Origin of the sequence: Cellulosilyticum sp. I15G10I2 (genome assembly GCF_900095725.1) — a bacterium.
GTDB lineage: Bacteria > Bacillota > Clostridia > Lachnospirales > Cellulosilyticaceae > FMMP01.
The window spans coordinates 24,149-47,922 of record NZ_FMMP01000025.1; the positions used below are offsets into that span (position 1 = coordinate 24,149).

The 23,774-nt window shown below is 34.8% G+C and carries 19 protein-coding genes; 16 read left to right on the forward strand and 3 right to left on the reverse strand.

The window, feature by feature from the left end:
- The first annotated feature begins 185 nt into the window (after nucleotides 1–185).
- The 8 genes from BN3326_RS18570 (at nucleotide 186) to BN3326_RS18605 (ending at nucleotide 9,244) form a co-directional block, all read left to right on the forward strand.
- On the forward strand, nucleotides 186–1,004 hold the full coding sequence (locus tag BN3326_RS18570) for a mechanosensitive ion channel family protein (RefSeq protein WP_070000756.1): 819 nt from the start codon (nucleotides 186–188) through the stop codon (nucleotides 1,002–1,004).
- A gap of 336 nt (nucleotides 1,005–1,340) precedes the next feature.
- A complete protein-coding gene (locus tag BN3326_RS18575; RefSeq protein WP_070000757.1) occupies nucleotides 1,341–2,030 on the forward strand; it encodes a DUF421 domain-containing protein in 690 nt (229 codons plus the stop codon).
- 543 nt (nucleotides 2,031–2,573) lie between these two features.
- On the forward strand, nucleotides 2,574–4,163 hold the full coding sequence (locus BN3326_RS18580; protein WP_070000758.1) for an ABC transporter substrate-binding protein: 1,590 nt from the start codon (nucleotides 2,574–2,576) through the stop codon (nucleotides 4,161–4,163).
- A gap of 135 nt (nucleotides 4,164–4,298) precedes the next feature.
- Complete coding sequence (locus BN3326_RS18585; protein WP_070000759.1) at nucleotides 4,299–5,303, forward strand: ABC transporter permease; 1,005 nt, start codon at nucleotides 4,299–4,301, stop codon at nucleotides 5,301–5,303.
- 15 nt (nucleotides 5,304–5,318) lie between these two features.
- The gene (locus BN3326_RS18590) at nucleotides 5,319–6,215 is read left to right on the forward strand and encodes an ABC transporter permease (RefSeq protein ID WP_070000760.1); all 897 of its coding nucleotides are present in this window, start codon (nucleotides 5,319–5,321) and stop codon (nucleotides 6,213–6,215) included.
- A 21-nt stretch (nucleotides 6,216–6,236) separates the two neighbouring features.
- A complete protein-coding gene (locus tag BN3326_RS18595) occupies nucleotides 6,237–7,211 on the forward strand; it encodes an ABC transporter ATP-binding protein (protein ID WP_070000761.1) in 975 nt (324 codons plus the stop codon).
- Nucleotides 7,211–8,239 carry an ABC transporter ATP-binding protein gene (locus BN3326_RS18600; protein WP_070000762.1) on the forward strand — a complete coding sequence of 343 codons (1,029 nt, stop codon included), beginning with the start codon at nucleotides 7,211–7,213 and terminating at the stop codon, nucleotides 8,237–8,239. The genes BN3326_RS18595 and BN3326_RS18600 overlap by 1 nt, the downstream gene beginning before the upstream one ends.
- Before the next feature lie 390 nt (nucleotides 8,240–8,629).
- The gene (locus BN3326_RS18605) at nucleotides 8,630–9,244 is read left to right on the forward strand and encodes a hypothetical protein (protein WP_070000763.1); all 615 of its coding nucleotides are present in this window, start codon (nucleotides 8,630–8,632) and stop codon (nucleotides 9,242–9,244) included.
- Between the two features lie 60 nt (nucleotides 9,245–9,304).
- Here the strand turns inward: BN3326_RS18605 and BN3326_RS18610 are convergent, their stop codons facing one another.
- Nucleotides 9,305–11,776 carry a DsrE/DsrF/DrsH-like family protein gene (locus BN3326_RS18610; protein ID WP_070000764.1) on the reverse strand — a complete coding sequence of 824 codons (2,472 nt, stop codon included), beginning with the start codon at nucleotides 11,774–11,776 and terminating at the stop codon, nucleotides 9,305–9,307.
- A 429-nt stretch (nucleotides 11,777–12,205) separates the two neighbouring features.
- On the opposite strand from BN3326_RS18610, the gene BN3326_RS18615 reads away from it, so the two are divergent.
- Nucleotides 12,206–13,576: an MATE family efflux transporter gene (locus tag BN3326_RS18615; protein ID WP_070000765.1), complete on the forward strand. Its 1,371-nt coding sequence runs from the start codon at nucleotides 12,206–12,208 to the stop codon at nucleotides 13,574–13,576.
- Nucleotides 13,577–13,676: 100 nt separating this feature from the next.
- Here the strand turns inward: BN3326_RS18615 and BN3326_RS18620 are convergent, their stop codons facing one another.
- Nucleotides 13,677–14,156, reverse strand: coding sequence for an S-ribosylhomocysteine lyase (locus BN3326_RS18620; protein WP_070000766.1), 480 nt, complete (start codon nucleotides 14,154–14,156; stop codon nucleotides 13,677–13,679).
- A 142-nt stretch (nucleotides 14,157–14,298) separates the two neighbouring features.
- Here BN3326_RS18620 and trpS point away from each other — a divergent pair, with 142 nt between their 5' ends.
- A complete protein-coding gene (gene trpS, locus BN3326_RS18625) occupies nucleotides 14,299–15,306 on the forward strand; it encodes a tryptophan--tRNA ligase (protein ID WP_070000767.1) in 1,008 nt (335 codons plus the stop codon).
- A gap of 87 nt (nucleotides 15,307–15,393) precedes the next feature.
- Here trpS and BN3326_RS18630 read toward each other — a convergent pair whose 3' ends face one another.
- The gene (locus tag BN3326_RS18630; RefSeq protein WP_070000768.1) at nucleotides 15,394–16,254 is read right to left on the reverse strand and encodes a YitT family protein; all 861 of its coding nucleotides are present in this window, start codon (nucleotides 16,252–16,254) and stop codon (nucleotides 15,394–15,396) included.
- A gap of 234 nt (nucleotides 16,255–16,488) precedes the next feature.
- Here BN3326_RS18630 and BN3326_RS18635 point away from each other — a divergent pair, with 234 nt between their 5' ends.
- The 6 genes from BN3326_RS18635 to BN3326_RS18660 all read left to right on the forward strand — a co-directional run bounded on the left by BN3326_RS18635 (nucleotide 16,489) and on the right by BN3326_RS18660 (nucleotide 23,761).
- Nucleotides 16,489–17,211, forward strand: coding sequence for a phosphatase (locus tag BN3326_RS18635; protein WP_070000769.1), 723 nt, complete (start codon nucleotides 16,489–16,491; stop codon nucleotides 17,209–17,211).
- A 61-nt stretch (nucleotides 17,212–17,272) separates the two neighbouring features.
- Entirely contained in the window at nucleotides 17,273–17,560 is a 288-nt protein-coding gene (locus BN3326_RS18640) for a YerC/YecD family TrpR-related protein (protein ID WP_070000805.1), read from the forward strand.
- A gap of 151 nt (nucleotides 17,561–17,711) precedes the next feature.
- Nucleotides 17,712–19,982 carry a DNA helicase PcrA gene (gene pcrA, locus BN3326_RS18645; RefSeq protein ID WP_070000770.1) on the forward strand — a complete coding sequence of 757 codons (2,271 nt, stop codon included), beginning with the start codon at nucleotides 17,712–17,714 and terminating at the stop codon, nucleotides 19,980–19,982.
- A 146-nt stretch (nucleotides 19,983–20,128) separates the two neighbouring features.
- Complete coding sequence (locus BN3326_RS18650) at nucleotides 20,129–20,317, forward strand: hypothetical protein (RefSeq protein WP_070000771.1); 189 nt, start codon at nucleotides 20,129–20,131, stop codon at nucleotides 20,315–20,317.
- 104 nt (nucleotides 20,318–20,421) lie between these two features.
- Nucleotides 20,422–22,380 (forward strand): NAD-dependent DNA ligase LigA, encoded by a 1,959-nt coding sequence (gene ligA, locus BN3326_RS18655; RefSeq protein ID WP_070000772.1) that lies wholly within the window; start codon nucleotides 20,422–20,424, stop codon nucleotides 22,378–22,380.
- A gap of 94 nt (nucleotides 22,381–22,474) precedes the next feature.
- Nucleotides 22,475–23,761, forward strand: coding sequence for a glutamate-5-semialdehyde dehydrogenase (locus BN3326_RS18660; RefSeq protein ID WP_070000773.1), 1,287 nt, complete (start codon nucleotides 22,475–22,477; stop codon nucleotides 23,759–23,761).
- Nucleotides 23,762–23,774 lie beyond the last annotated feature (13 nt).

The window sequence follows — 23,774 nt, forward strand, 5'->3', positions numbered from 1 at the left end:
TTTAGGTATTTTTTTATAAATGGATATAATACTATTAATAAGTGCTCAGTTTGATTAAGTGTTGAAGATATTACAGGATAATTTTATAATGTATAGGATAGGAGCTATTTATCATTTATACATATAGGCTATGTACAATAAAAAGCATCAAAAAATATGACTAGCAGATAGGGAGGAGAAAAGCTATGAATGTGAAAGAAAAACTTATGGAAATTACTATGCAGTACAGTCCTATATATTTGGGCGCACTTCTTGTATTGTTTATAGGGTTTAAAGTAATTAAAGGTATTATTCATATGTTGGATAACACATTAACTAAAAGCAAGGTAGATATGTCCCTGCACTCTTTTATCAAATCAGTAGCATCATTTATCTTAAAGATAATAGTGCTTATAACAGCAGCAACTATAGTGGGCATTCCAATGACTACTTTTATTGCAGTATTAAGCGCAGCAGGCTTGGCGGTTGGGTTAGCTTTAAAAGATAGTCTTTCAAACTTTGCAGGAGGGGTATTGATTTTAACGTTTCGCCCCTTTAATGTGGGGGACTTTATAGAAGCGCAAGGCTATATGGGAACAGTTACTACAATACATCTATTATATACGTATCTAACGACAGTTGATAATAAGAGAGTGGTCATACCTAATGGCGATTTAGCAAATGGCAAGATGATTAATTATTCTGTTGAAGATACCCGTCGTGTAGATTTGATATTTGGCGTTGGTTATCAAGAGGATATAGTTAAAGTTAAAGGCATACTTAATAAAATCAGTATAGAGCACCCACTGATATTAAAAGATCCTGAACCAATTATCCGAGTTGCAGAACACGCAGAAAGTTCTATTAACTTTGCAGTTAAAGTATGGTGTAAAAAAGAAGATTACTGGAGTATTTATTATGACTTACAAGAACAAGTTAAAGTAACTTTTGATAAAGAGGGCATTTCGATACCATTTCCACAAAGGGACGTCCATATTTATCAAACTTTAAAAAACAGTGATTAAAATTAAAATCTTTATAAATGATTGTATCCCTGGTTATAAGTTAATACTTATTTTTAACGTGCAGCTACTAGATTATGGAGTAGCTGCTTTTATTTTGAAATAGGAAAGTGCGTCTTACTTGCAAGAGACCAAACTTTCCTGTTTCACAAGTGTGTGCGTTTTTTGCACACTTTCTTGTGTGGGTGGGATAGCCGTGTGCCAAGAACCATACTTTACTTTAGAGGATATATTAGATGAATTTGGACAAGATAGGAGAGTAAGTATAATCCAGTAAACTTACATATTTTTTTGCTCAAAGATGTATCTAGTTATCAAAAGGATAAAAGAGGTGAGATGATGTTTGAGGGGCCCATTTCGCAATTAACATTTGAACTTATTATTGGATTTTTTGCACTATTTACCCTGACAAAGTTTGTACGTAGAGCAGAAATAAATGCCATAACGCCCTTTGATTTTTTATCAGCTATTGTACTTGGAGAACTATTAGGAAATGCAATTTATGATGATGAAATTACGATCGGATATATACTTTACGCACTTTGCTTATGGGGCATTTTAACATACACAGTTGAATGGATAACACAAAAATTCAGAAGAACAAGAAAGCTTTTAGAAGGAGATCCGGCAATAATAATAAGAGATGGTCAAATTGACTATGAAGTAATCAAAAAGCAAAAGTTAGACATAAATGAGTTGCTCAGTATTTTAAGACAAAAAGACACCTTCTCAATACGAGAGATTGAGTTTGCTATTTTGGAACAGAGTGGGGCCATTAGTGTTTTAAAAAAATCTCAATATGATAGACCTATATCCCAGGATTTAAACTTACCCTATAAGCCTGTATTTCTTTCTATAGCAATAATTCTAGACGGAGAAGTTTTAATGCATAATTTAAAGGCGATTGGATTTGATGAAAAGTGGCTTCTAAAACAAGTACGTTTATCTGGCGTTGAAAAGATTGAGGATGTTTTTTATGGTGAATGGAAACAAGATGAAGGGATTCATATAGTTGTAAGAAGAAAATAATACTAATTAATCATAGCGCATAGTATAGAGCAGTAGTAAAGGCTAAAGGGTATAACTATCAGCAGCTTTGTATATTAAATTATTACTAGATCTACTTATAAGGAGGTAACGATAACGCGTTGAAGTTGTCGATACCTCCTTATAAGTTAAAAAAAGTTTATAGGTATTTTTAATTATACATTTATTATTAGGCGAAAAGAAATAACAAAATAGATAGATAAAATGATTGAAAGGAGATAATTCTACAAAAGAGAAATTTTATGTTGCTAAAAAATTAAATGTTTGAATAGATAAACTATTTAATAGTGGCAAATAGTTGATATTTTATTGACATAATTTACTAGTAAATATATAATACATAGAGCACGTACTAATAATAAAAAAATGTTTTTATTATTTAAACTGCAAATTATGATACTGTTGAAAATATTGAACAGTATACATAAAAACAAGGAAGTGTATAAATTTGCAGTAAAGCGAATAATGATTCGGAATGGATACGTGTGATCGAATTTATGTAAACTGTTGAGGAGATGAAAGAGAATGAAAAAGACATGGGCTTTATTATTAGCTTCAACACTGGCTTTTACAATGCTTACTGGTTGTGGTAGCAGTGAAACAGGTAGTAAAAATGCTAGTGAAAGTAGTGCTAGTACGAAAGAAGATAAAGCAAGTCAAACAATAGTATTTGCACAAGGGGCAGAACCACGAGGATTAGACCCTGCATTTGTTGATGATGGCGAATCATCAAAGGTAATCGTTAATATTTATGAAGGTCTTTTAGCATATGAAAAAGATTCTACAGAAGTTATACCAGCGCTCGCTGAAAGTTGGGAAAAAGGTGATGATGGCCTTTCTTACACGTTTAAATTACGTGAAGGGGTTAAATTCCACGATGGAACTGACTTTAATGCAGAAGCAGTAAAAATGAATATCGATAGACAAATTCCACCACAGGTTGTTGAAGATATGCCCTATGCAAGCTTCGTTTTTGCAGATGTGAAAGATGTAGAAGCTATTGATACATATACTGTTAAGATTAATCTTACAAAACAAAACTCAGCATTTCTTGCAAACCTTGCAATGAGCCTTGCAGCGCCTATTGTAAGCCCTAAAGCACTTGAAGAAAACGCTGGTAATGTCAATAAAGCACCAGTTGGAACAGGCCCTTATAAGTTTGTAAGCTGGAGTCCAGCAGAGGATATTATTTTAGAAAGAAATGAAGAATATTGGGGAGAAAAAGCAAAGACTCAAAACGTAGTATTTAAATTTATTCCTGATAACTCAGCTAGAATCGTTGCACTTAAAAATGGTGAAGTTGATATTATAGACGGTATTGACTCAACTGGTGTTGCTCAAATAGAAGCAGATGGCAATGTGCTTTATAATATGCCAGGTATGAATATCAACTACATGGCTTATAATGTATCAAGAAAACCATTTGATAATCCAGCTGTAAGAGTAGCTCTTTCTAAAGCAATCAATGTACCAGAACTTGTAAAAGCACTTTATGGTGATTATGCAGAAACAGCAACAACAATACTTCCTTCATTCATTCCAGGATACAGTGAGAATGTTAAACAAGTTGCATATGATCCAGAAGCTGCAAAAGCAGAACTTGCTGCAGCAGGATTTAATCAAGATATTAAAATGATTGTTTATAATAACCCAAGACCTTATAACCCAAGAAATAAAGCTTTAGCTGAAACGATTCTATCTTATTTCAGTAAAGTGGGTGTAAATGTTATAATAGAAGATTATGACTGGACCACTTATAAAGATAAAGTAATAGCTGGAGATTATGATGTATGTTTCTACGGTTGGATCGGGGATAACGGTGACCCTGATAACTTCCTTAATCTTTTAGGAGATCAAAATCCAGCACTTAATGTTTCTCGTTTTAATGATGCTACATACAACGAAATGATTTCACAAGGTACTTCAACTGAGAAAGGTCCTGAAAGAGATGCAATCTATGAAAAAGCAGAACAATATATTGCAGATCTTGCTATTTGGGTTCCGATTTCTCATGCATCTAGCCTTTCAGCACATACCCCAAGTGTTCAGAATTATTCTTATCATGCAACAGGTAATATTTTCTTTAAAGATATGTATAAGGAATCTGCTAAATAATAGAGATTTCAATGAATCATACAAGAGCAAATACCATTCATTAATGAAAGTGAATGGTATTTGCTATGTTATTTAATAAGGGATTTATGACCACTTTAGTTTGACAATTAATAACATAGGAGGAAAGTAGATAAGATGATAAAGTATATCATAAAAAGACTATTATTACTTATTCCAGTATTACTGGGTGTTTCTATTATCATTTTTAGTATTATGCGTGTTTTTTCCCCAGATCCTTCATCTATTGTACTAGGGCAACATGCAACACAGGAAAAAATGTTTGAGTGGCGCGAGGCAAATGGGCTTAATGAACCAGTTGTAACGCAATATTTAGATTATATGAAGGGGGTATTTAAAGGTAATTTTGGGACATCTTATTATACTAAAACACCAGTTGCAAAAGAAATTTTTTCAAGGTTTCCAGCAACTATTGAACTTGCAATCTGCGCTATAATTTTAGCCTCAATTGTAGGGATATTCTTAGGCGTTATATCTGCAGTTAAGAAGAATTCTATTATTGACAATATAAGTATGGTAACAGCTTTAGTAGGTGTTTCCATGCCTATTTTCTGGCTGGGTATTTTACTCATTATACTTTTTTCGGGGACGCTTGGGTGGGTTCCAGCACAAGGCAGAATAGAAACCCTTTTAAGACCAAGCAATGTAACAGGATTTTATTTGATTGATAGTTTAATAGAAGGAGATATGGATTCTTTTGTTTCAGCCCTTAGGCATCTCATTCTTCCATCTGTAACGCTCGCTATGTATTCTATGGCAATTATTGCAAGGATGACCAGAAGTACAATGCTTGAAACATTATCAAAAGACTACATAAGAACAGCAAGAGCAAAAGGGATTGCAGAACATAAGGTAATTAAAAAACATGCGCTATCAAATGCACTTATTCCTATAGTCACTGTCATAGGGATACAATTAGGGTATCTTATGGGCGGGGCAGTACTTACAGAGACTGTATTTGCATGGCCAGGAATTGGTAAGTTTACTGTAGAAGCCATTATGAAATCTGATTTTCCTATTGTACAAGGTGTTGTACTTTTAATAGCATTTATCTTTGTCATGATGAACCTTGTTGTAGACATTATCTATGCATTTCTTGATCCACGTATCAAATATTCTTAAAGGAGGGACCCAGAGATGAAGACAGAAGAGATCGTTCAAGCGGAGGGTGGCACCCAAAATATCGAAAAGCCAGAGTCTCAATTTAAACAAATGTGGTATGCACTTATTGAAAATAAAGCAGCTGTTGCTGGTATGATTATTATCTTGTTTTTAATATTTTTAGCGGTATTTTCAAAATTTATTATGCCTTATGATCCGAACTATGCGGATTTATCTATTAATAAGCAGGCACCATCTGCGGCCCACTTGTTTGGAACAGATGAACAGGGCAGGGATATCTTATCACGGGTTATTGATGGTACTAAAATCTCACTTTCAGTAGGTGTAATAGCAGTTGCTTTTGCGTTAAGTGTAGGAACTGTGCTGGGCGCTATTGCTGGCTATAAAGGCGGCAAAGTAGATATTATTATTATGAGATTTATGGATATTATGCTTTCGATACCAGATATATTGCTTGCCATTACTTTTATGGCAGCACTAGGCCGAGGCATTGATAAAGCCGTTATTGCTATTGGACTGGTGACAGTTCCCGAATATGCAAGGATTGTAAGAGGAAGCATTCTTTCTATTAAAGAAAGCGAGTTTGTGCAGGCAGCTAAAGTGATTGGAAATAATGATGTTAGAATAGTATTTAAACATATTCTGCCTAACGTACTTTCGCCTATTATTGTTCGTGCAACACTTGGTATTTCTACAGCCGTTTTAAATACTGCTGCTCTTGGATTTTTAGGACTAGGTGTTCAGCCACCAGCAGCTGAGTGGGGCGATATGCTAGGCCGCGCGCGAGTATTTATTTTTGAAGCACCTTATATGCTTATTTTCCCAGGAATTGCAATTACGATTACAGTACTTGCATTTAACCTTTTAGGGGATGGGCTAAGAGATGCATTTGATCCTAAGGCTAGAAAGTAATTTGATATAAGGGGTGAGAAAATGTTACTTGAAGTAAAAAATCTTAAAACAGAATTTAAAATGAAAAAAGGCATAGTAAGTGCAGTCAATGATATCAGCTTTAACTGTGAAAAGGGAGAAATTTTAGCCATTGTTGGAGAGAGTGGATCGGGTAAAAGCGTTACTTCTTTATCTATTATGCAGCTTTTAGCAGATAATGCAAAGATTGCAGGTGGAGAAATTTTATATAAGGGTGAGGATTTACTCCAAAAGCCTATCGAAGAGATAAGAGCGCTTAGAGGCAATCAAATATCCATGATCTTTCAAGAGCCCATGACTTCACTTAATCCAGTTATGCGCATAGGAGATCAGCTTATAGAGAGTATTATGTTACATATGAAGTTATCCAAGAAAGATGCACTTAAAAGAGCGGTAGAAATGCTAGAAATAGTGGGTATTCCCTCACCTGATCAAAGGATAAAAGATTATCCCCATCAAATGTCTGGGGGAATGAGACAAAGAGTTATGATTGCTATGGCTTTATCTTGTAGTCCAGAGTTATTGATAGCAGATGAACCTACTACCGCCCTAGACGTAACGATCCAGGCTCAAATTCTTGATATTATTTATAGGTTAAGAGAAAAACTCGGGATGGCAGTTCTATTAATTACCCATGACTTGGGGGTAGTAGCAGAAGCTGCTGATCGCGTAGTGGTTATGTATTGTGGGAAGATTGTTGAAGAAGCTACAGTAGATAAGATGTTTGAAAAGCCACTTCATCCTTATACTATAGGTCTTTTAGCTTCTATACCTCATATTGAAGAAGATAAGGAAAGACTCTATATGATTAGGGGAATGGTTCCAAATCCAATGCAGATGCCGACAGGATGTGCTTTTTCTGATAGATGTGAGAAATGTATGGACATTTGTAAAGAAGTGATGCCAGATTCTATAGCATATGAAGGACATAAAGTGAGATGTCATTTATATAACGAACAATTGGAGGTGGCTAAATAATGGAAAAAGAAGTACTTCTTGAAATTAAAAATCTTTCCAAGCATTTCATAGTAGAAAAAAACTTTTTTGGTAAACCACTTAAAGTTCTTAAAGCTGTAGATGCTGTATCTTTTAAAATATATAAACAAGAAGCCATTGGACTTGTTGGAGAAAGTGGCTGTGGCAAAACAACTATTGGTAAAATGCTGGCCAATGTCTATGCGCCAACAAGCGGGCAAATACTTTATAATGGTGTGGATTTAGCAAAGCTTAGTGAACGTCAAAGAAGAGCATACTGCAGTGAGATCCAGCTTGTATTTCAAGATCCTTACGAATCACTTAACCCAAGAATGACTATTGGAGATATTATTGCTGAGCCTATTATAATCAATAAATTATTACCAAAAGCTGAGATAGAAAAACGTGTGACTTATTTATTGAATTGTGTAGGGCTTGCAAATCACCATCGTAACCGTTATCCTCATGAGTTTTCCGGTGGCCAGCGTCAAAGGGTTGGGATTGCTAGAGCTTTAGCTGTTCAGCCAAAGTTAATTGTGTGTGACGAACCGGTTTCGGCACTTGATGTATCTATCCAAGCACAGGTCTTAAACTTGCTGAGTGATTTGAAAGAAGAGTTTGGCTTAACATATTTATTTATTGCCCATGGCTTAAATGTGGTTAAACATATTAGTGATCGTGTAGGCGTTATGTATCTTGGTAAAATCCAAGAGTTTGCAGACAAAAAAGAACTTTATACAAATCCTACGCATCCTTATACAAAAGCGTTACTTTCATCAACACCTATTACTGATCCAAAGCTTAAAGCTAAAAAAGAAAGAATTATTCTAACTGGCGATGTACCAAGTCCAATTAATCCGCCTCAAGGATGCAGTTTTAATACAAGATGTTACAGGGACAAACTAGAAAGCTGTATGAAGGTATGTCCGGAGCTTGTAGATGTAAGTGGTAAAGAGCACTTTGTAGCTTGCCATCTGTTTGAAGCTTATTCTCAGGCAGATGCAGCGCATTCTGCTGCTATAGTAGGCTAATTAGATTTGATTAACAAATGAGCAGGCTGTACTAAAATAAAGTAAATGATCAATAAGCTAGTTAGGATAGATAGTTATCTTAACTAGCTTATTGATCATTTAGAGTGTATAAGGTGTTAGCGGTTGGCTTGGGAGGCAAATTTTTTGATAGTAAGTTCTTCAATACTTAGTAAATCTTGAATAGCAGATAATTCTTTTGTTGTTAAAGTATTCATAAGTTACCCCCTTTAAAATATCGCATTATTAGTATTTGATAAATGATATAGATTATACAGCAGCTGTGGTTTATAAAAGGTAATATAGCTTATAGAAAAAAATGTATAATAAAATAATTTTTGGTAAAAATAATGTGAGAATGTAGGATTATAGTTTAACTAGGAGGATAAATTTATGAAAATGAAAGTATTAATCTTAGCCGCAGCCTTAACTGCTTCAATATTAGCAGGATGCACCCCAAAAGCTGAAGCTGAGCCTAAACCAACTGAGACTCCAACACAAGAGGAAACCAATAAAGATACAACTTTAACAGAAGAGAAGAGTACTCAAGATAAAGAACAAAAAGTTGATGCAGTTACAACAGCTTCAATAGTAGATAGTGAGGATGCTTTTGAAAAAGCAATAGGAAAAGATGGGACTTGGATTATATGTGCGTTAAAAGATTTAACATTTGAGAAAGATCTTGTTCTGGAAGGTGAATTTAAAAACGGTAAAAAGAATGATGATGGGACAGATGCTATTCAACGTAAAATAGCCCTTTATACACAAGATGATGATAGAAAAGTAACAAACAGATTTACTTTAACAGCACCTAAGCTAACGATTAAGAGTCCAAATGCCAGAATTCAAAGCGGAACCTTTAAAGGTGAACTTTATGTAGAAACTAATGATTTTCAATTAGTAGATGCTGTAGTTGAGGGAAACATTTATTTTAATAGTGAAGATGCTAAAGCTGGGTTTAAGATGGATGAGAAATCTTCAATTACTGGTAAGCAGGAAGTTAGGTAATGATATAACGGCTTAGAACTTTTTGGTTCTAAGCCGTTTTTACATAGTGCAGAGTAAGTTTTATACAAACAGATTAAGGCTGGCATCATCTGTTTCAGCAAGGTAGGAAGCTACGCCTCCAAAGTCTATGCCGTCTATAAGTTCTTCTTGCTTGATCCCCATAACATCCATACTCATCGTACAAGCAACAATATGGACACCCCCAGCTAAAGCTTTTTCAATAAGTGTTTCGAGTGAGTCAACATTTTTACTGGTCATAACCCCCTTCATCATTACAGATCCCATTCCCCCCATATTCATTTTAGAAAGCTGAAGTTTTCTGGCCCCTTTTGGCATCATCGCACCAAACATTTTTTCGATAAAGGCTTTATTAACCTTTGGAGAATTTGATTTTCTAAGCACATTAAGTCCCCAGAACGTAAAGAACATAGTTACCTTTTTGCCCATTGCAGCAGCCCCATTAGCAATGATAAAGCTTGCCATAACCTTATCAAAATCGCCGCTGAAGACAACTAAAGTAGTACCTTCTTTGGTGGACGGTGGAATAGCTTGCTGTAGTGTATCGCTGCACGCAGAGAGACTTGTACCTTTTTGAATAGTGGCCGATACTCTGCCATTTACAAATGAAGCATCTAAAAAGGTATTGCCTGTTTTGCCACACCATTTTTCTATATCTTTTTTAAAACCAAAGTCACTTGCACTCACTTTAATAATATCGCCGTCTTGGAGTGTTTTTAAGGTATCATTTACTTTCATAATAGGGCCTGGGCACTGAAGACCACAGGCATCAAGTTCAATAGTTTTAGCTAAGGTATTAAGGGAAGCAGTTTGTTTTTCAGGCATTTTAGCATCTCCTTTATCTAAAATAATATCATCTTCACTAGTACCTAAGGTTAAAAGTTCATAACTTTTGAGTCCGCCATCTAAATTAAGGACATTAAAGCCGTGCTGTATAAGCATACGGGCAGCTACATAACCACGAAGGCCTACCATACACGTGGTAATAAGTGTTTGATCTTTAGGCAGTTCATCAAGTCGTGTGCGGAGCTCTCCAAGAGGGATATGGATACTGCCTGGAATGTGAGAGAGTTCATATTCAATAGTTTCACGGATATCCAATATTACATGATTTTGTTTTAAGAGTGTATCTACATCTTTTGCGGATATAATTTTAACTTTACCGTCTAGAATATTTTCAGCGATATAACCTAACATATTAACTGGGTCTTTTGCAGAAGAATAGGGAGGTGCATAGCAAAGCTCTAAATCAGCAAGCTTAGGAGCCAGAGCACCAAGCTGCATAGCTGTGGCGATTACATCAATACGTTTATCAGTGCCACTCATACCAACACCTTGTGCGCCAAGTATTTGACCAGTTTGACTGTTAAATAGTAATTTAAAGCTCATCATAGCAGCATCAGGATAATAACCGGCATGATTGTAGGGATGAGTATGAATAGCTGTATAAGGTATGTGCAGTTTAGAAAGATTTTTTTCATTAGCACCCGTCAGAGCGATAGTAAGATCAAATACTTTAGCAATACTGCTACCGCAAGTACCTTTATAGCTTTCATCACTTCCGTTTAAAATATCTGCAAGCAGCCTGCCTTGTCTGTTGGCAGGCCAAGCGAGCGGAATAAAAGTAGGTGTCTTAGTTGTAAAATCTGTGACCTCTATAGCATCACCTATGGCATAAATATCTTTAACACTTGTTTCAAAACGCTCATTAACCTTAATCGTATTTCTTACGCCAAGCGCGCCTCCGATACTTTTTATAAGTTCGCTTTCCGATACGACACCAATAGCTAGAATAATAATATCAGCTGTTAATTCTTTTGAATGGTTAATCATAAGGCGTCTGCCATTGTCTTTAACCTCAGTAATTTCTGACTCTAAAAGAATATTGACATGGTGTTCTCTAAGGTGGTGATGGATAATAGCGGCCATCTCAAAATCAAGCGGACTCATTAACTGATTAGCTTTTTCAATAATCGTTATCTGGAGCCCTAAGTCCTTAAGGTTTTCAGCCATTTCAAGTCCGATAAAGCCTCCGCCAATAATAACTGCAGTTTTAGCAGCTTGAGACTTAACAAAAGATTTAATGTTATCAGAATCAGGAATAGTTCTCAGCGTAAAAAGGTTAGATGCATCTGAAAGTCCCATAATGTCTGGGACAAAGGGTGTTGCCCCCGGAGAAAGAATGAGTTGATCGTAAGCAACTTCTGATACTTCGTCAGTCATTAAATTTTTAGCCACTACTTTTTTAGAATCTGGCAGGATATTTATTACTTCCGTTTGAATATGAATAGTTATATTAAATTTATCTTGGATTTCCTCGGGGGTTTGGAGAATTAAATGATTTTTATCTGTAATTGTACCGCCTACGTAGTAAGGCAATCCACAATTAGCAAAAGAAATATACTTGCCCCGTTCAAACATAATTATTCTGCAAGTTTCATCTAATCTTCTAAGTCTTGCTGCAAAGCTTGCACCTCCAGCAACACCACCGACAATAACATATGTTTTATTCATATAAGACCTCCTGTTTAAAGGATATTTAGAATACATTCAGTACTATCATTACTATATGAAGCATCAATTATAATATACTTCTTTTTAAAAGGAATGAATGTAACTTTGTTACATAAACTAACTATAAGTTGTTTCTCTATATGTAGTGTAATTTTAATATAAATGAAATGTGATTGTATTAATTATTTGATAATATATATGTAGGGATTGATATACAAAAAAATGTTTCCCCTTTTCTTTTAAAAAAGCCCTGTGTACTAGACAATAGTATACAGGGCTTTTGTTTTGCACGTTTTATGCTATTGTAAAATAATTATAAATGAATTATACTAATTTAATTGCAATATTTATTCTGAATGAGGCTATATGACATTACAGATGAATAGTTTATAGGATGTTTCTCTATAGCATAAAAAGAAGGAGAATCTAATGGATAGACAAAAAGAATTAAGTGAACAGTCAATTATTAAATTACTTGTTAAATATTCTATTCCTGCCATTATAGGGATGTTAGTTAACGCTTTATATAATGTAGTAGATAGAATGTTTATAGGCAACATACCAGGAATAGGGGCACTTGCTATTACTGGTGTTGGGATTACTATGCCTATTATTACAATCATTCTAGCCTTTGCGTTACTTATAAGTGCAGGTGCAACTGCGAGTATATCTATCAAACTAGGACAAGGAAAAAGGGATGAGGCTGAGGTTATTCTGGGAAATGCAGTAAGCCTTTCGGTCCTAATAGGTTTTATATTAACAATACTAGGTATCATTTTCTCAGGACAGCTCCTTATGTTATTTGGTGGCAGCGAAAATACTATTCAATATGGTATAACGTATATTCATATTTTTTTACTAGGCACAACAATTAATCTAGTTGGATTTGCACTTAATCATATTATGAGAGCAGATGGCAGTCCAAAGATGGCAGCAATTGTTATGGTATCAGGATGTTTGCTGAATATTGTATTAGATGCCCTTTTTATTTTTGTACTTGGTATGGGGATTGCAGGTGCAGCCGCTGCAACAATTATTTCACAAATCCTTACAGCAATCTTAGGCATTATATACTTTACAAAAGGAAAATCTCACTTAAAGATTAAAAAACAGAATCTTAAAATAACGCTACCTTGTATCAAACCTATTTTAGCAATAGGAAGTGCTCCTTTTATGATGCAGATAGCTATAAGCTTAGTACAGATTATAACGAATAATACTTTGAAGGCTACAGGAGAAGAGATTGCCATAGGAGCTATGACGGCAATCATGTCTATTATGATGCTGATCTTAATGCCTCTATTTGGTATTAACCAAGGCGCACAACCTATTATAGGGTATAACTATGGGGCAAAGAATTATCAAAGGTCAAAGAAAGCATTACTTTTTTCAGTACTCGGAGGAACCATTATTTTAATAGTTGGTTTTATTATTATAGAAACCATGCCGAATACCCTTATTAGATTATTTGATGGAGAGGGTGCTATGATAGATATAGCTGTTCCAGGACTACGCATTTATGCTTCAACAATGCCCATTTTAGCAGTTTCTATTGTAGGATCTAATTACTTTCAAGCTATAGGTAAAGCTGGCATTGCAATGTTTTTAAGCTTGTTAAGACAAGTTATTGTTCTTATCCCTATGTTGTTTATGCTCTCAAGTGTATGGGGGCTAACTGGGGTGTGGCTTGCACAGCCAGTAAGTGATATTATTTGTACAGGCGTCATAGCAGGCTTTCTTTTGAAAGAATTTAATACATATAAAGCATCAACACAATCTATGGAATTAGAATCTGTTTAGAGATAGCTTAATATAATTTTACTAATAAAAGAAAATTAAAAAACTGAGTGCTCATCTATCTAGAGGGGCACCCAGTATTTTAATATAATTTTAATGGAAGTTATTCGGGATAATTGAGATTTTTATCAGTAAGTTTTAAAAGGGTATTTTCTAAATATTTTTTAGCTTCAAAAACAGCCATAGGTAAGTTTAGATCCAAGTAATTACCACAATCTCTTGCACTAGCGCCTGGAATATCCCCATCAAATTTAGCAACAAAGTCAAATAACTCAGTAATAAGGGGTACGATTTCGCTAGAAGAACGGCTGCCTTTTAAGATCAGGTAAAAACCTGTTCTGCATCCCATAGGTCCAAAATAAATAACATCTTTTTCAAATACCGAATGATTACGTAAAAATGTAGCACCAATATGCTCAATAGCATGGATTTCTGCTGTATTCATAACAGGTTCTAGATTAGGGGCCTTCATACGCAGATCATAAGTTGTTAGTGGCATTTCTTCTATATAATCAATCCTAGACACATAAATGCCTGGCAATAAATCTAAATGATTAACATTAAAGCTTGCTATTTTTTTCATAAAAACATCCCTTCTTATCTATAGATAATTTTATTATATACTATAATGATAGTATTCGTACATAACTAATGACATTTTCCTTGATTTCACATGGATTGTTTGATAACATTGAATAAGATTACTAAGTTAAGAGGTGCACAAAATGAGTGAGCAAAAAAAGGTCATTTTTAGCGGTATGCAGCCGTCAGGGGTTATTACATTAGGCAATTATCTTGGGGCGCTAAAAAATTGGACAAACCTTCAAGATGAATATAATTGTTTGTATTGTATAGTAGATATGCATGCTATAACTGTAAGACAAGATCCTGCTGTCCTTAGAAAGAATTCAAGAGACTTACTAATGCTTTATATAGCAGCAGGTTTAGATCCAGAAAAAAATGTTATTTATATGCAGTCACATGTTTCAGGACATGCAGAACTCGCATGGATTTTAAACTGTTTTACTTATATGGGAGAGCTTAACCGTATGACACAGTTTAAAGATAAGTCTCAAAAGCATAGTGATAATGTAAATGTAGGTTTGTTTGCTTATCCAGCATTAATGGCAGCAGATATTTTATTATATCAAACGGATTTAGTTCCAGTAGGAGTAGATCAAAAGCAGCATTTAGAACTAGCCCGGGATATAGCCATACGTTTTAATAATACGCATGGAGATACTTTTAAGGTACCAGAGCCTTATATTTCAAAGGTAGGCGCTAAGATTATGAGTCTTCAGGATCCAACTAAAAAAATGTCTAAATCAGATGAAGATACCAATGCTTCAGTTTCTATTTTAGATGATCCTGATACTATTGTGCGTAAATTTAAACGAGCTGTTACAGATTCAGATACCGTAGTACGTTTTGACCCTGAGAATAAACCAGGAGTAAGCAATCTAATGACAATTTACAGCGTTGCAACGGGAATGACAATGCAGCAGATAGAGACAGAATTTGAAGGCCAAGGATATGGTAGCTTTAAACTTAAAGTTGCAGAAGCAGTGGTAGAAGAACTTAGGCCGCTTCAAGATAAATTCAAGCAGCTTGCTAAAGATAAGACTTATATAGATACGATTATTAAGAAAAATGCAGAAACAGCTAATTATTTAGCTGCAAAAACCCTAAGAAAAGTACAGAAAAAGGTTGGATTTGTACCCATTAGCAGATAAGCTCAGACAGAGCTTAATAGAATTGTTTAAGGGGTGCTGATTAATATATAAAAAAAAAGACATTGGCCAATGTCTTTTTTTTATATATTAATCAGTGTCTAGATGCAAAAATCCTTTGCCTTTGCCAATAACTTGAGCTGTTTCAGAAACAGTCATAAAAGCATTAGGATCGTGTTTTAGTATAAGCTGTTTAACTTTGGCCACTTCTCGAAGTCCAACAGTAGTATATAATATATATTTAGGCCGCGTTGTATAAGCCCCTATAGCAGGGATAACAGTGACACCACGGTGTACATTTTGAATAATATGATTTGAAATGGCTTCATAATGTTCACTGTCCGTAATAATAAACAGAGTACGTTTATGATTGATACCGTCTACTACAAAGTTCGTTATTCTACTCCCTATGAACATCGTGCTGATGGTCGTTACTGCAATATCAACACCGAATAAAAAGATGGATAAGAGAATAATAAAATTATTGATAAAAAAAGTAACTGTAGCCATATTAATAGAAAAATATTTATTGACTATTTTAGCAATAATATCTATGCCGCCAGTAGAACCATCTGACTTAAAGATAATGCCTATACCAGCTCCATACAAGAAACCACCTATTACAAGAATTGAAAGAATATTGTTTGTGTGAATGATAAGAGAACTTGTAAGCTCGAGCCACAAAGACAACATAATCATGCCAAATACGCTATAGCTCAGATAAGTTTTTTTTAAAAAAAATGAGCCTATTATAAAAAGAGGAATATTTAAAATAAGTACAACAAGACTTACTTTAAAATTAAAAATAAAATGAAAGAGAATTGCAATACCGGTAACGCCACCGCTAAGGAGTTTGTTAGGGACAAATATGCCATTAATAGCAATGCTTATTAATAAAGTTCCGAAGATAATACTTAGTATGCGTTTTATATTAAATAAATGATCGTTCATTTTATCTCCCCATGTGTACTTTTAGATTTGTGTAGTTAAAAGTAACTTAAAGTTTTAACTTAAAATTTTAGTCTATTGAGCTTGATTTTAAAGTAATATCATAGTCTATAAGACTGTATGTACTACTAATATATGAAATTAAGGCTTTTAAAATACGTATAATACTGTATAATAATAGCATTGAAGGCATCTTAAATCAATCATTTATCAACTTAAAATAGAAGGGGAATAAAAATGAAAATTTTAGCAGATACGCACGTCCATACCCTAGCAAGCGGTCATGCTTACAGTACAGTAGATGAAATAATAAGAGAAGCCAGTAGAAAAGGTACGAAGCTTGTTGCCATTACGGACCATACAAGTGGAATGCCGGGAGGAGCCCATGATTTTCATTTTATGAATCTACGGGCAATACCGGAAGAAATATATGGTGTAAAAGTCCTTAGAGGCGCAGAAATTAATATTATCGATTATGAAGGCAATGTAGATGCCCAAGAAGAGATTATGAATGAAGTAGATATGGTGATTGCAAGTCTTCATCCGCCATGTATTGCTTTTGCAAAAAAAGAGGCAGTTACAAGCTGTATTGAAAAGGTTATGCAAAATCCTTTAATCCATATTATAGGGCATCCTGGAGACGCTAGATATCCACTGGATTTTGAAAGAATTGTGAAAATGTCTAAAGAAACAGGCACACTCCTTGAGATTAATAACGCTTCACTCAAACCATCAAGTTTCAGACCCGGGGTTAGGGAAAGCTTGATTGAAATGCTGCATTATTGTATAAAATACCAAACACATGTTGTAGTAGGTTCTGATGCGCACATTGCTTATGATGTAGGAGAATTTAAGGAATCTTATAATTTGCTTCAAGAACTGAACTTTCCAAAAGAACTAGTTATAAATACTGATGTAGAAGCACTTCTTACATTTATTTCAAAAAAGCGATTGAAATAAAGAGTTCCATACTGTAAAATGTTAAAGTGAAGAAGATAGCGAGGAGATGAATGAGCCTATTATGAACTCAAAGATTAAAGATGATTTAACGGATAAGTTATTTGAGGCTATTTTAACACTGGATACAGTAGAAGAATGTTATGCTTTTTTTGAAGATATATGTACAGTTCATGAAATTAAGTCCCTTGCACAACGGTTGGAAGTCGCTAAGATGTTACAAGACAAAAGGACTTATATAGAAATCCAACAGGTGACTGGCGCTTCAACAGCGACTATCAGCAGAGTTAATCGATGTCTGAGCTATGGTTCAGATGGGTATAAAGTCGTGCTAGACAGAGTGAAAAAATAAGCAGTTTCTGGCAAATAGATACACATGCTGTTGCAAGCTATAATGTATTACTAATCCGTAGTGGCAGGCCCCTTAAAGAGCCTGCCGTTTTGTGTTAGTCTAAAAAGCATAAGCTTATCTTCCAAGTTTAAAATAAAGGAGAAATAAGGATATGGATTTTACTAAAGGATTAAATGATATGCAAAAAGAGGCTGTACTTCATACAGAAGGACCACTTCTTATATTGGCAGGAGCAGGCTCAGGCAAAACAAGGGTTCTAACTCATCGTATTGCCCATTTAGTAGAAAATAAAGGCGTAGCACCATGGTCAGTTCTTGCCATTACTTTTACGAATAAAGCAGCAAAAGAAATGAAAGAAAGAGTAGCTGCTTTAATTGGAGAAGAAATGGCCGATGATATGTGGGTTAGTACTTTCCATGCAATGTGCGTACGTATTTTAAGAAGATATTCAGAAAAGCTAGGATATGGCAGATATTTCACTATTTATGACACCGCTGATCAAAAATCTCTTTTAAAAGATATCCTAAAGCTTCTTAATGTTAATGAAAAAAATTTCCCAGTAGGTACAGTATTAGGCGCCATAAGCAGTAAAAAAAATGAACTTATTACAACAGATATGGCCACAAAAAGAGCAGCTGAGGATTATAGAGAAAAGATTATAGCCCAAGTTTATGCAGCTTATCAGAAAAAATTAAAGGATAATAATGCGATGGACTTTGACGATCTTTTAATGAATGCTTATTTACTCCTAAGAGATCACGCGGACGTACTTAACTATTATCAAAATAAATTTAAATATATCTTAGTAGATGAATATCAAGATACAAACGGTGCACAGTATCAGCTCGTAGAAATGTTGGCAAAGGCGCATCATAATCTTTGTGTAGTGGGAGATGATGATCAGTCTATTTATGGCTGGAGAGGAGCGGATATCAGCAATATACTGGACTTTGAGAAAGATTTTGCAGCAACAACAGTCATTAAACTTGAACAAAATTATCGTTCCACTAAAAACATATTAGAGGCTGCAAATCGAGTAGTTGCCTACAATAAAGGGAGAAAACCTAAAAAACTTTGGACAGATAACGAAGACGGTCAAACGATTACTATAGTACCAGCAACTAATGAATATAGAGAAGCGGAAGCTATTGCAAAAAACATCGTAAAGAGTATTGAAGAAGGAGAAAGAGATTATAGAGAATTTGCTATTTTATACCGTACTAATGCGCAGTCCCGTGTGCTTGAGGAAAAAATGGTAGAAAACTCTATACCCTATAGACTTCTTGGCGGAACAAGATTCTATGAGAGAAAAGAAATTAAAGACTTAGTCAGCTACCTTAAAGTGGTGGCGAACATAAAAGATGATGTGGCTATAAAACGTATTATTAATGTTCCCAAAAGAGGGGTAGGGGCAGCTAGTGTTAATACCCTGACTGATTATGCCCTAAGACAAAACATGGATTTTTTTGAAGCAGCCAGACTTTCAAAAGAACTTGGTATACTAGGGAATGGGCCTAGTCAAAAAGTTTTAAGCTTTGCAGTACTTATAGAAGAGTTACAGCAAGCTGCAGCTTCAAACAATATCCAAGCGTTACTTGAACTCATTATAGAAAAAACTGATTATTTAAACTACATTCGTCAAACAGAAGCTGAAACGGCAGAAGATCGTTTAAGAAATATCGAGGAGCTTATTGCAAAGACGATGCATTATATGAGCCATGCCGAGGAGCCTAGATTAGATGAATTTTTAGAAGAAGTTGCACTTGTAGCAGATATTGATAATTACGATGAAGATAGTAACTCGGTAGTACTTATGACGCTACATAGTGCCAAAGGACTTGAGTTTCCTGTCGTGTTTATGCCAGGGGTAGAAGAAGGGCTCTTTCCAAGCTATATGAGCCTTACAGAGGGAGACGATAAATTAGAGGAAGAAAGAAGATTATGTTATGTGGGCATTACAAGAGCCAGAGAAAAACTATATATTCTTCACGCAGAACAGCGAACACTTTTTGGACGTACACAGTACAGTTTACCTTCTAGATTTATCAGAGAACTTGGAAGAGGAGAATCAAGACTGCAAAAATCTCAGGAAGACTCCAAAAGTCTTAGAACCTTTGAGACAAAGTCTGCAAATGAGAAAAAAACGTTTGTTACTAAAGAAATACCTAAGCCTACTATGCCGTCTTTTAGGAGTAAAGGACCTATAGGCCATAATCTAGGACATGCACCTTCTAAAATAGAAAATTTACCTCAGCCCATTTTAGATTTTACGGAAGGTGATATTGTAAAGCATAAGATGTTTGGGCAAGGAACTATTAAACAAATTGACAAAATTAAAGATGATGTATTTGTGACAATTAGCTTTCAAAGTGGTGAAATAAGACAGTTAAGTACAAGGTTTGCTAAACTACAAAAGTTATAATTTTAATAAGTAACAGTTTTAATTATTTTGTATAGTAAATAGTGCATATTTAGGAATAAATAATTGATTAATAAATAACGAAGTGATAAAATAAGCTTAAATGCTATACAATATGTTATATTGTGTTAAGGAAGTGTGAATCCTATATGCTATTACAAGAACTCATTAAGAACACGGAAAATTTTTTAAAACTTGCAGAGGATATGTATAAAAGCGGAAGGCTGACATCTGAGGAATATGATGAAATGACATTTATTAAGAGGAATTTTGTAGATCAAGCTAGATGTCATACACTTGGGACTAAACTTATGCAGCGCTACAAACAAAAAAAATAATAATATGAAGAGCTCCTTAAAAGTATTAATTTTAGTGCTTTAGGGAGCTTTACTAATAGTCTTATAACCTATAAAATATAAAGTATTTAAGTTAGGAGAAGTTTATGCGTAGTGATCAAATGAGCAGAATGAAAGAATTGGTAGAGCTATTAAATAGAGCGGCTTATGCATATGAACAGCAAGATACAGAAATAATGAGTAACTATGAATATGATAAGCTTTATGATGAACTTAAGAATCTTGAAGAACAGACAGGCATTATTCTTGCAGGAAGTGTTACCCAAAAGGTAGGTTATGGTGTTGTAAGCAGCTTACCTAAAATAATGCATACACAGAAAATGCTTTCACTAGATAAAACTAAAGACAGTGAGAGGCTTAAAACATTTTTAGGTGCCGAGGAAGGGCTCTTATCCTGGAAGTTGGATGGCCTTACGATTGTATGTACTTATGAGGCAGGTAAACTTGTCCGTGCAGTTACAAGAGGAAATGGAGAAATTGGCGAAGATGTTACTAATAATGCAAAAGTATTTAAAAATCTTCCGCTGAAAATAGATTATGAAGAGTCACTTGTCATAAGAGGTGAAGCGATTATTACTTATTCAGACTTTCATAAAATCAATGAAAAACTAGGTGAAAAAGAAGAAAAATATAAAAATCCTAGAAACCTATGCAGCGGCAGTGTAAGACAGCTTAATTCCAAAATTACGGCAGATAGAAAAGTTAGGTTTTTTGCCTTTGCGATTGTAGAAGGTGGTATGGCGTTTCAGACAAAGAGTGAGCAGATAGATTGGTTAAGTTTAAAGGGATTTGAAACTGTAGAGTATAAGAAAGTTACACAAGCAACCCTAGAAAGGTGCGTTAAATACTTCGCAGAAGAAATATCAAATAAAGACTTTGCATCAGATGGGCTTGTACTGACTTATAATGATATTTTTTATGCTAAAGGGCTTGGTGAAACAGCAAAATTTCCAAGAGACTCAATTGCCTTTAAATGGCAGGATGAAATAGCAGAGACACAAATTATTAATATTGAATGGAATACATCTCGTACAGGGCTTATTAATCCAGTAGCTATTTTTGAACCGGTAGAGATCGAAGGGACTACTGTGGAGCGAGCTAGTGTCCACAATTTAAGTATATTAGAAGATCTAAAACTTGGAATAGGGGATACCGTAAAGGTATATAAAGCCAATATGATCATCCCTCAGATTTCAGAGAATGTAACCCCAACTGGACCTGTTAAAGCGCCAGATGCATGTCCGGTGTGCGGCGCACATACCATTATTAAACAAGAGAAAGCATCGAAGACACTCTATTGTACAAATACCAACTGTAAAGCGCAGCGCTTAAGAGCTTTTGTACATTTTACAAGTCGTGATGCTATGAATATTGAAGGACTTTCAGAAGCGACAATCGATAAATTTCTTAAGAAAGGTTATTTGCAGGAATTTAGTTCGCTTTATCATTTAGAAGGCTATAAGGAATCAATCGTTCAAATAGAGGGGTTTGGAGAAAAGTCTTATCAGAACCTAATGCAATCTATTGAAAAATCAAGAGATGTTGGCCTTGCACAGTTTATCTATGCACTAGGGATTGTACAAGTTGGACTAAATACAGCTAAGCTTATCTGTAAACATTTTAATTATGAAATTGATCAAATGATACATGCAAAAGAGGAAGAACTAAAAAATATTTCAGGGATTGGCCCGGTTATTGCAAGAGAGTTCAGTGCCTATTTCAGTTTGGAAGTTAATCAAGTTATGGTGCAGAATATGCTGAAAGAACTTCACTTAAGACAGGAGAGTGTGGCTGCTATACCGGAATCACAGATTAAAGACCATACGTTTGTTATAACCGGAGAAGTTTATCACTTTAAAAACCGTAAGGAGCTGCAAGCTAAAATAGAAGAACTAGGTGGTAAAGTAACAGGTTCTGTGAGTAAGAGTACGCATTATCTAATTAATAATGACAATGCGTCAAGCTCTAGTAAAAACAAGAAAGCTAAAGCATTTGGCATCCCGATTATTACAGAAGAGAATTTTTTAGAACTTATAAAAGCTTAGGGAAATGAGATAATGTTTGTAAGCCTATTATAAAAAAGGTATAATGGTTCTATGTGTTTAGTAAAGACAGAACAATTTAAGGAGGATTATGCATATGGATATATATGAGGCAGCCCAAAACGCAAGAAAGGCAGCTATTCAATTAGCAGCCATAGATGGCGATAAGAAGAATGAAGCATTAAGAGCTATTGCTAAAGCCCTTGAGAAAAATAAGCATGCAATAGAAAAAGCCAATAGCATAGATCTAGAAAACAGCGAAAAAGAACAAGCAGCTATGCCGCTTTTAAAAAGATTGAAGTTTGGTGAAGAGAAAATAAAAGACGTAGTACAAGGCATACAAAGTCTTATAGGTCTTGAAGATCCAGTTGGTAAGATTCAGCTTAAGACAGAATTAGATAAAGATTTAATCTTAACTAGGATTGCATCACCCATTGGTGTTATAGGCGTTATCTTTGAATCGAGACCTGATGCACTTGTTCAGATCTCTGCACTATGTTTAAAAAGTGGTAATGCTGTACTCCTTAAAGGTGGCAGCGAGGCAAAAGAAACGAATAAAATACTTTTTCAAATTATAAAAAAAGCAACAGAAGACATAGGTATACCTACGGGCTGGATAGCGCTTATGGAAAATAGGCAAGATGTAAATGCCATTCTTAAAATGGATAAGTTTATAGATCTGCTTATTCCAAGAGGATCTAATGAGTTTGTAAGCTATATTATGAAAAATTCTAATATCCCTGTTATGGGACATGCGGATGGCATATGCCATACTTATGTGGATCAAGAAGCAGATAGTGATCTTGCAGTCAAAGTAGTAACAGATTCAAAAGTACAGTATGTAGCAGTATGTAATGCATTAGAAACACTACTCGTTCATCAAGAGATTGCTCCTATATTTCTGCCAAAGCTTAAAGCATCTCTAGATCAATACAAAGTGCTTATAAAAGGATGCGAAAAAACGAGAAACATCATTCATGCAGAAGCTGCAGATGAAGCAGATTGGCAAACCGAGTATCTGGACTATATACTTTCTATTAAAATAGTAGATAATCTTCAAGAAGCAATAGATCATATTAATAACTACGGCTCAGGCCATACAGATTGTATTGTGACGAAGAATGAAGAAACAGCAGCTCAGTTTATGATGCTAGTTGATTCAGGGAATGTTTTTCATAATGTATCGACAAGATTTAGTGATGGATTTAGATATGGGTTTGGTGCAGAAGTAGGTGTAAGTACAGCTAAGATTCATGCAAGAGGCCCTGTAGGCATAGAAGGACTACTCATTTATAAATATAAGCTATGTGGAAATGGACACATCGTAGCAGATTATGCAACCGGTGAAAAACATTTTACACATAAAAAAATAATAACATTGTAGAAAATTTAAAGAG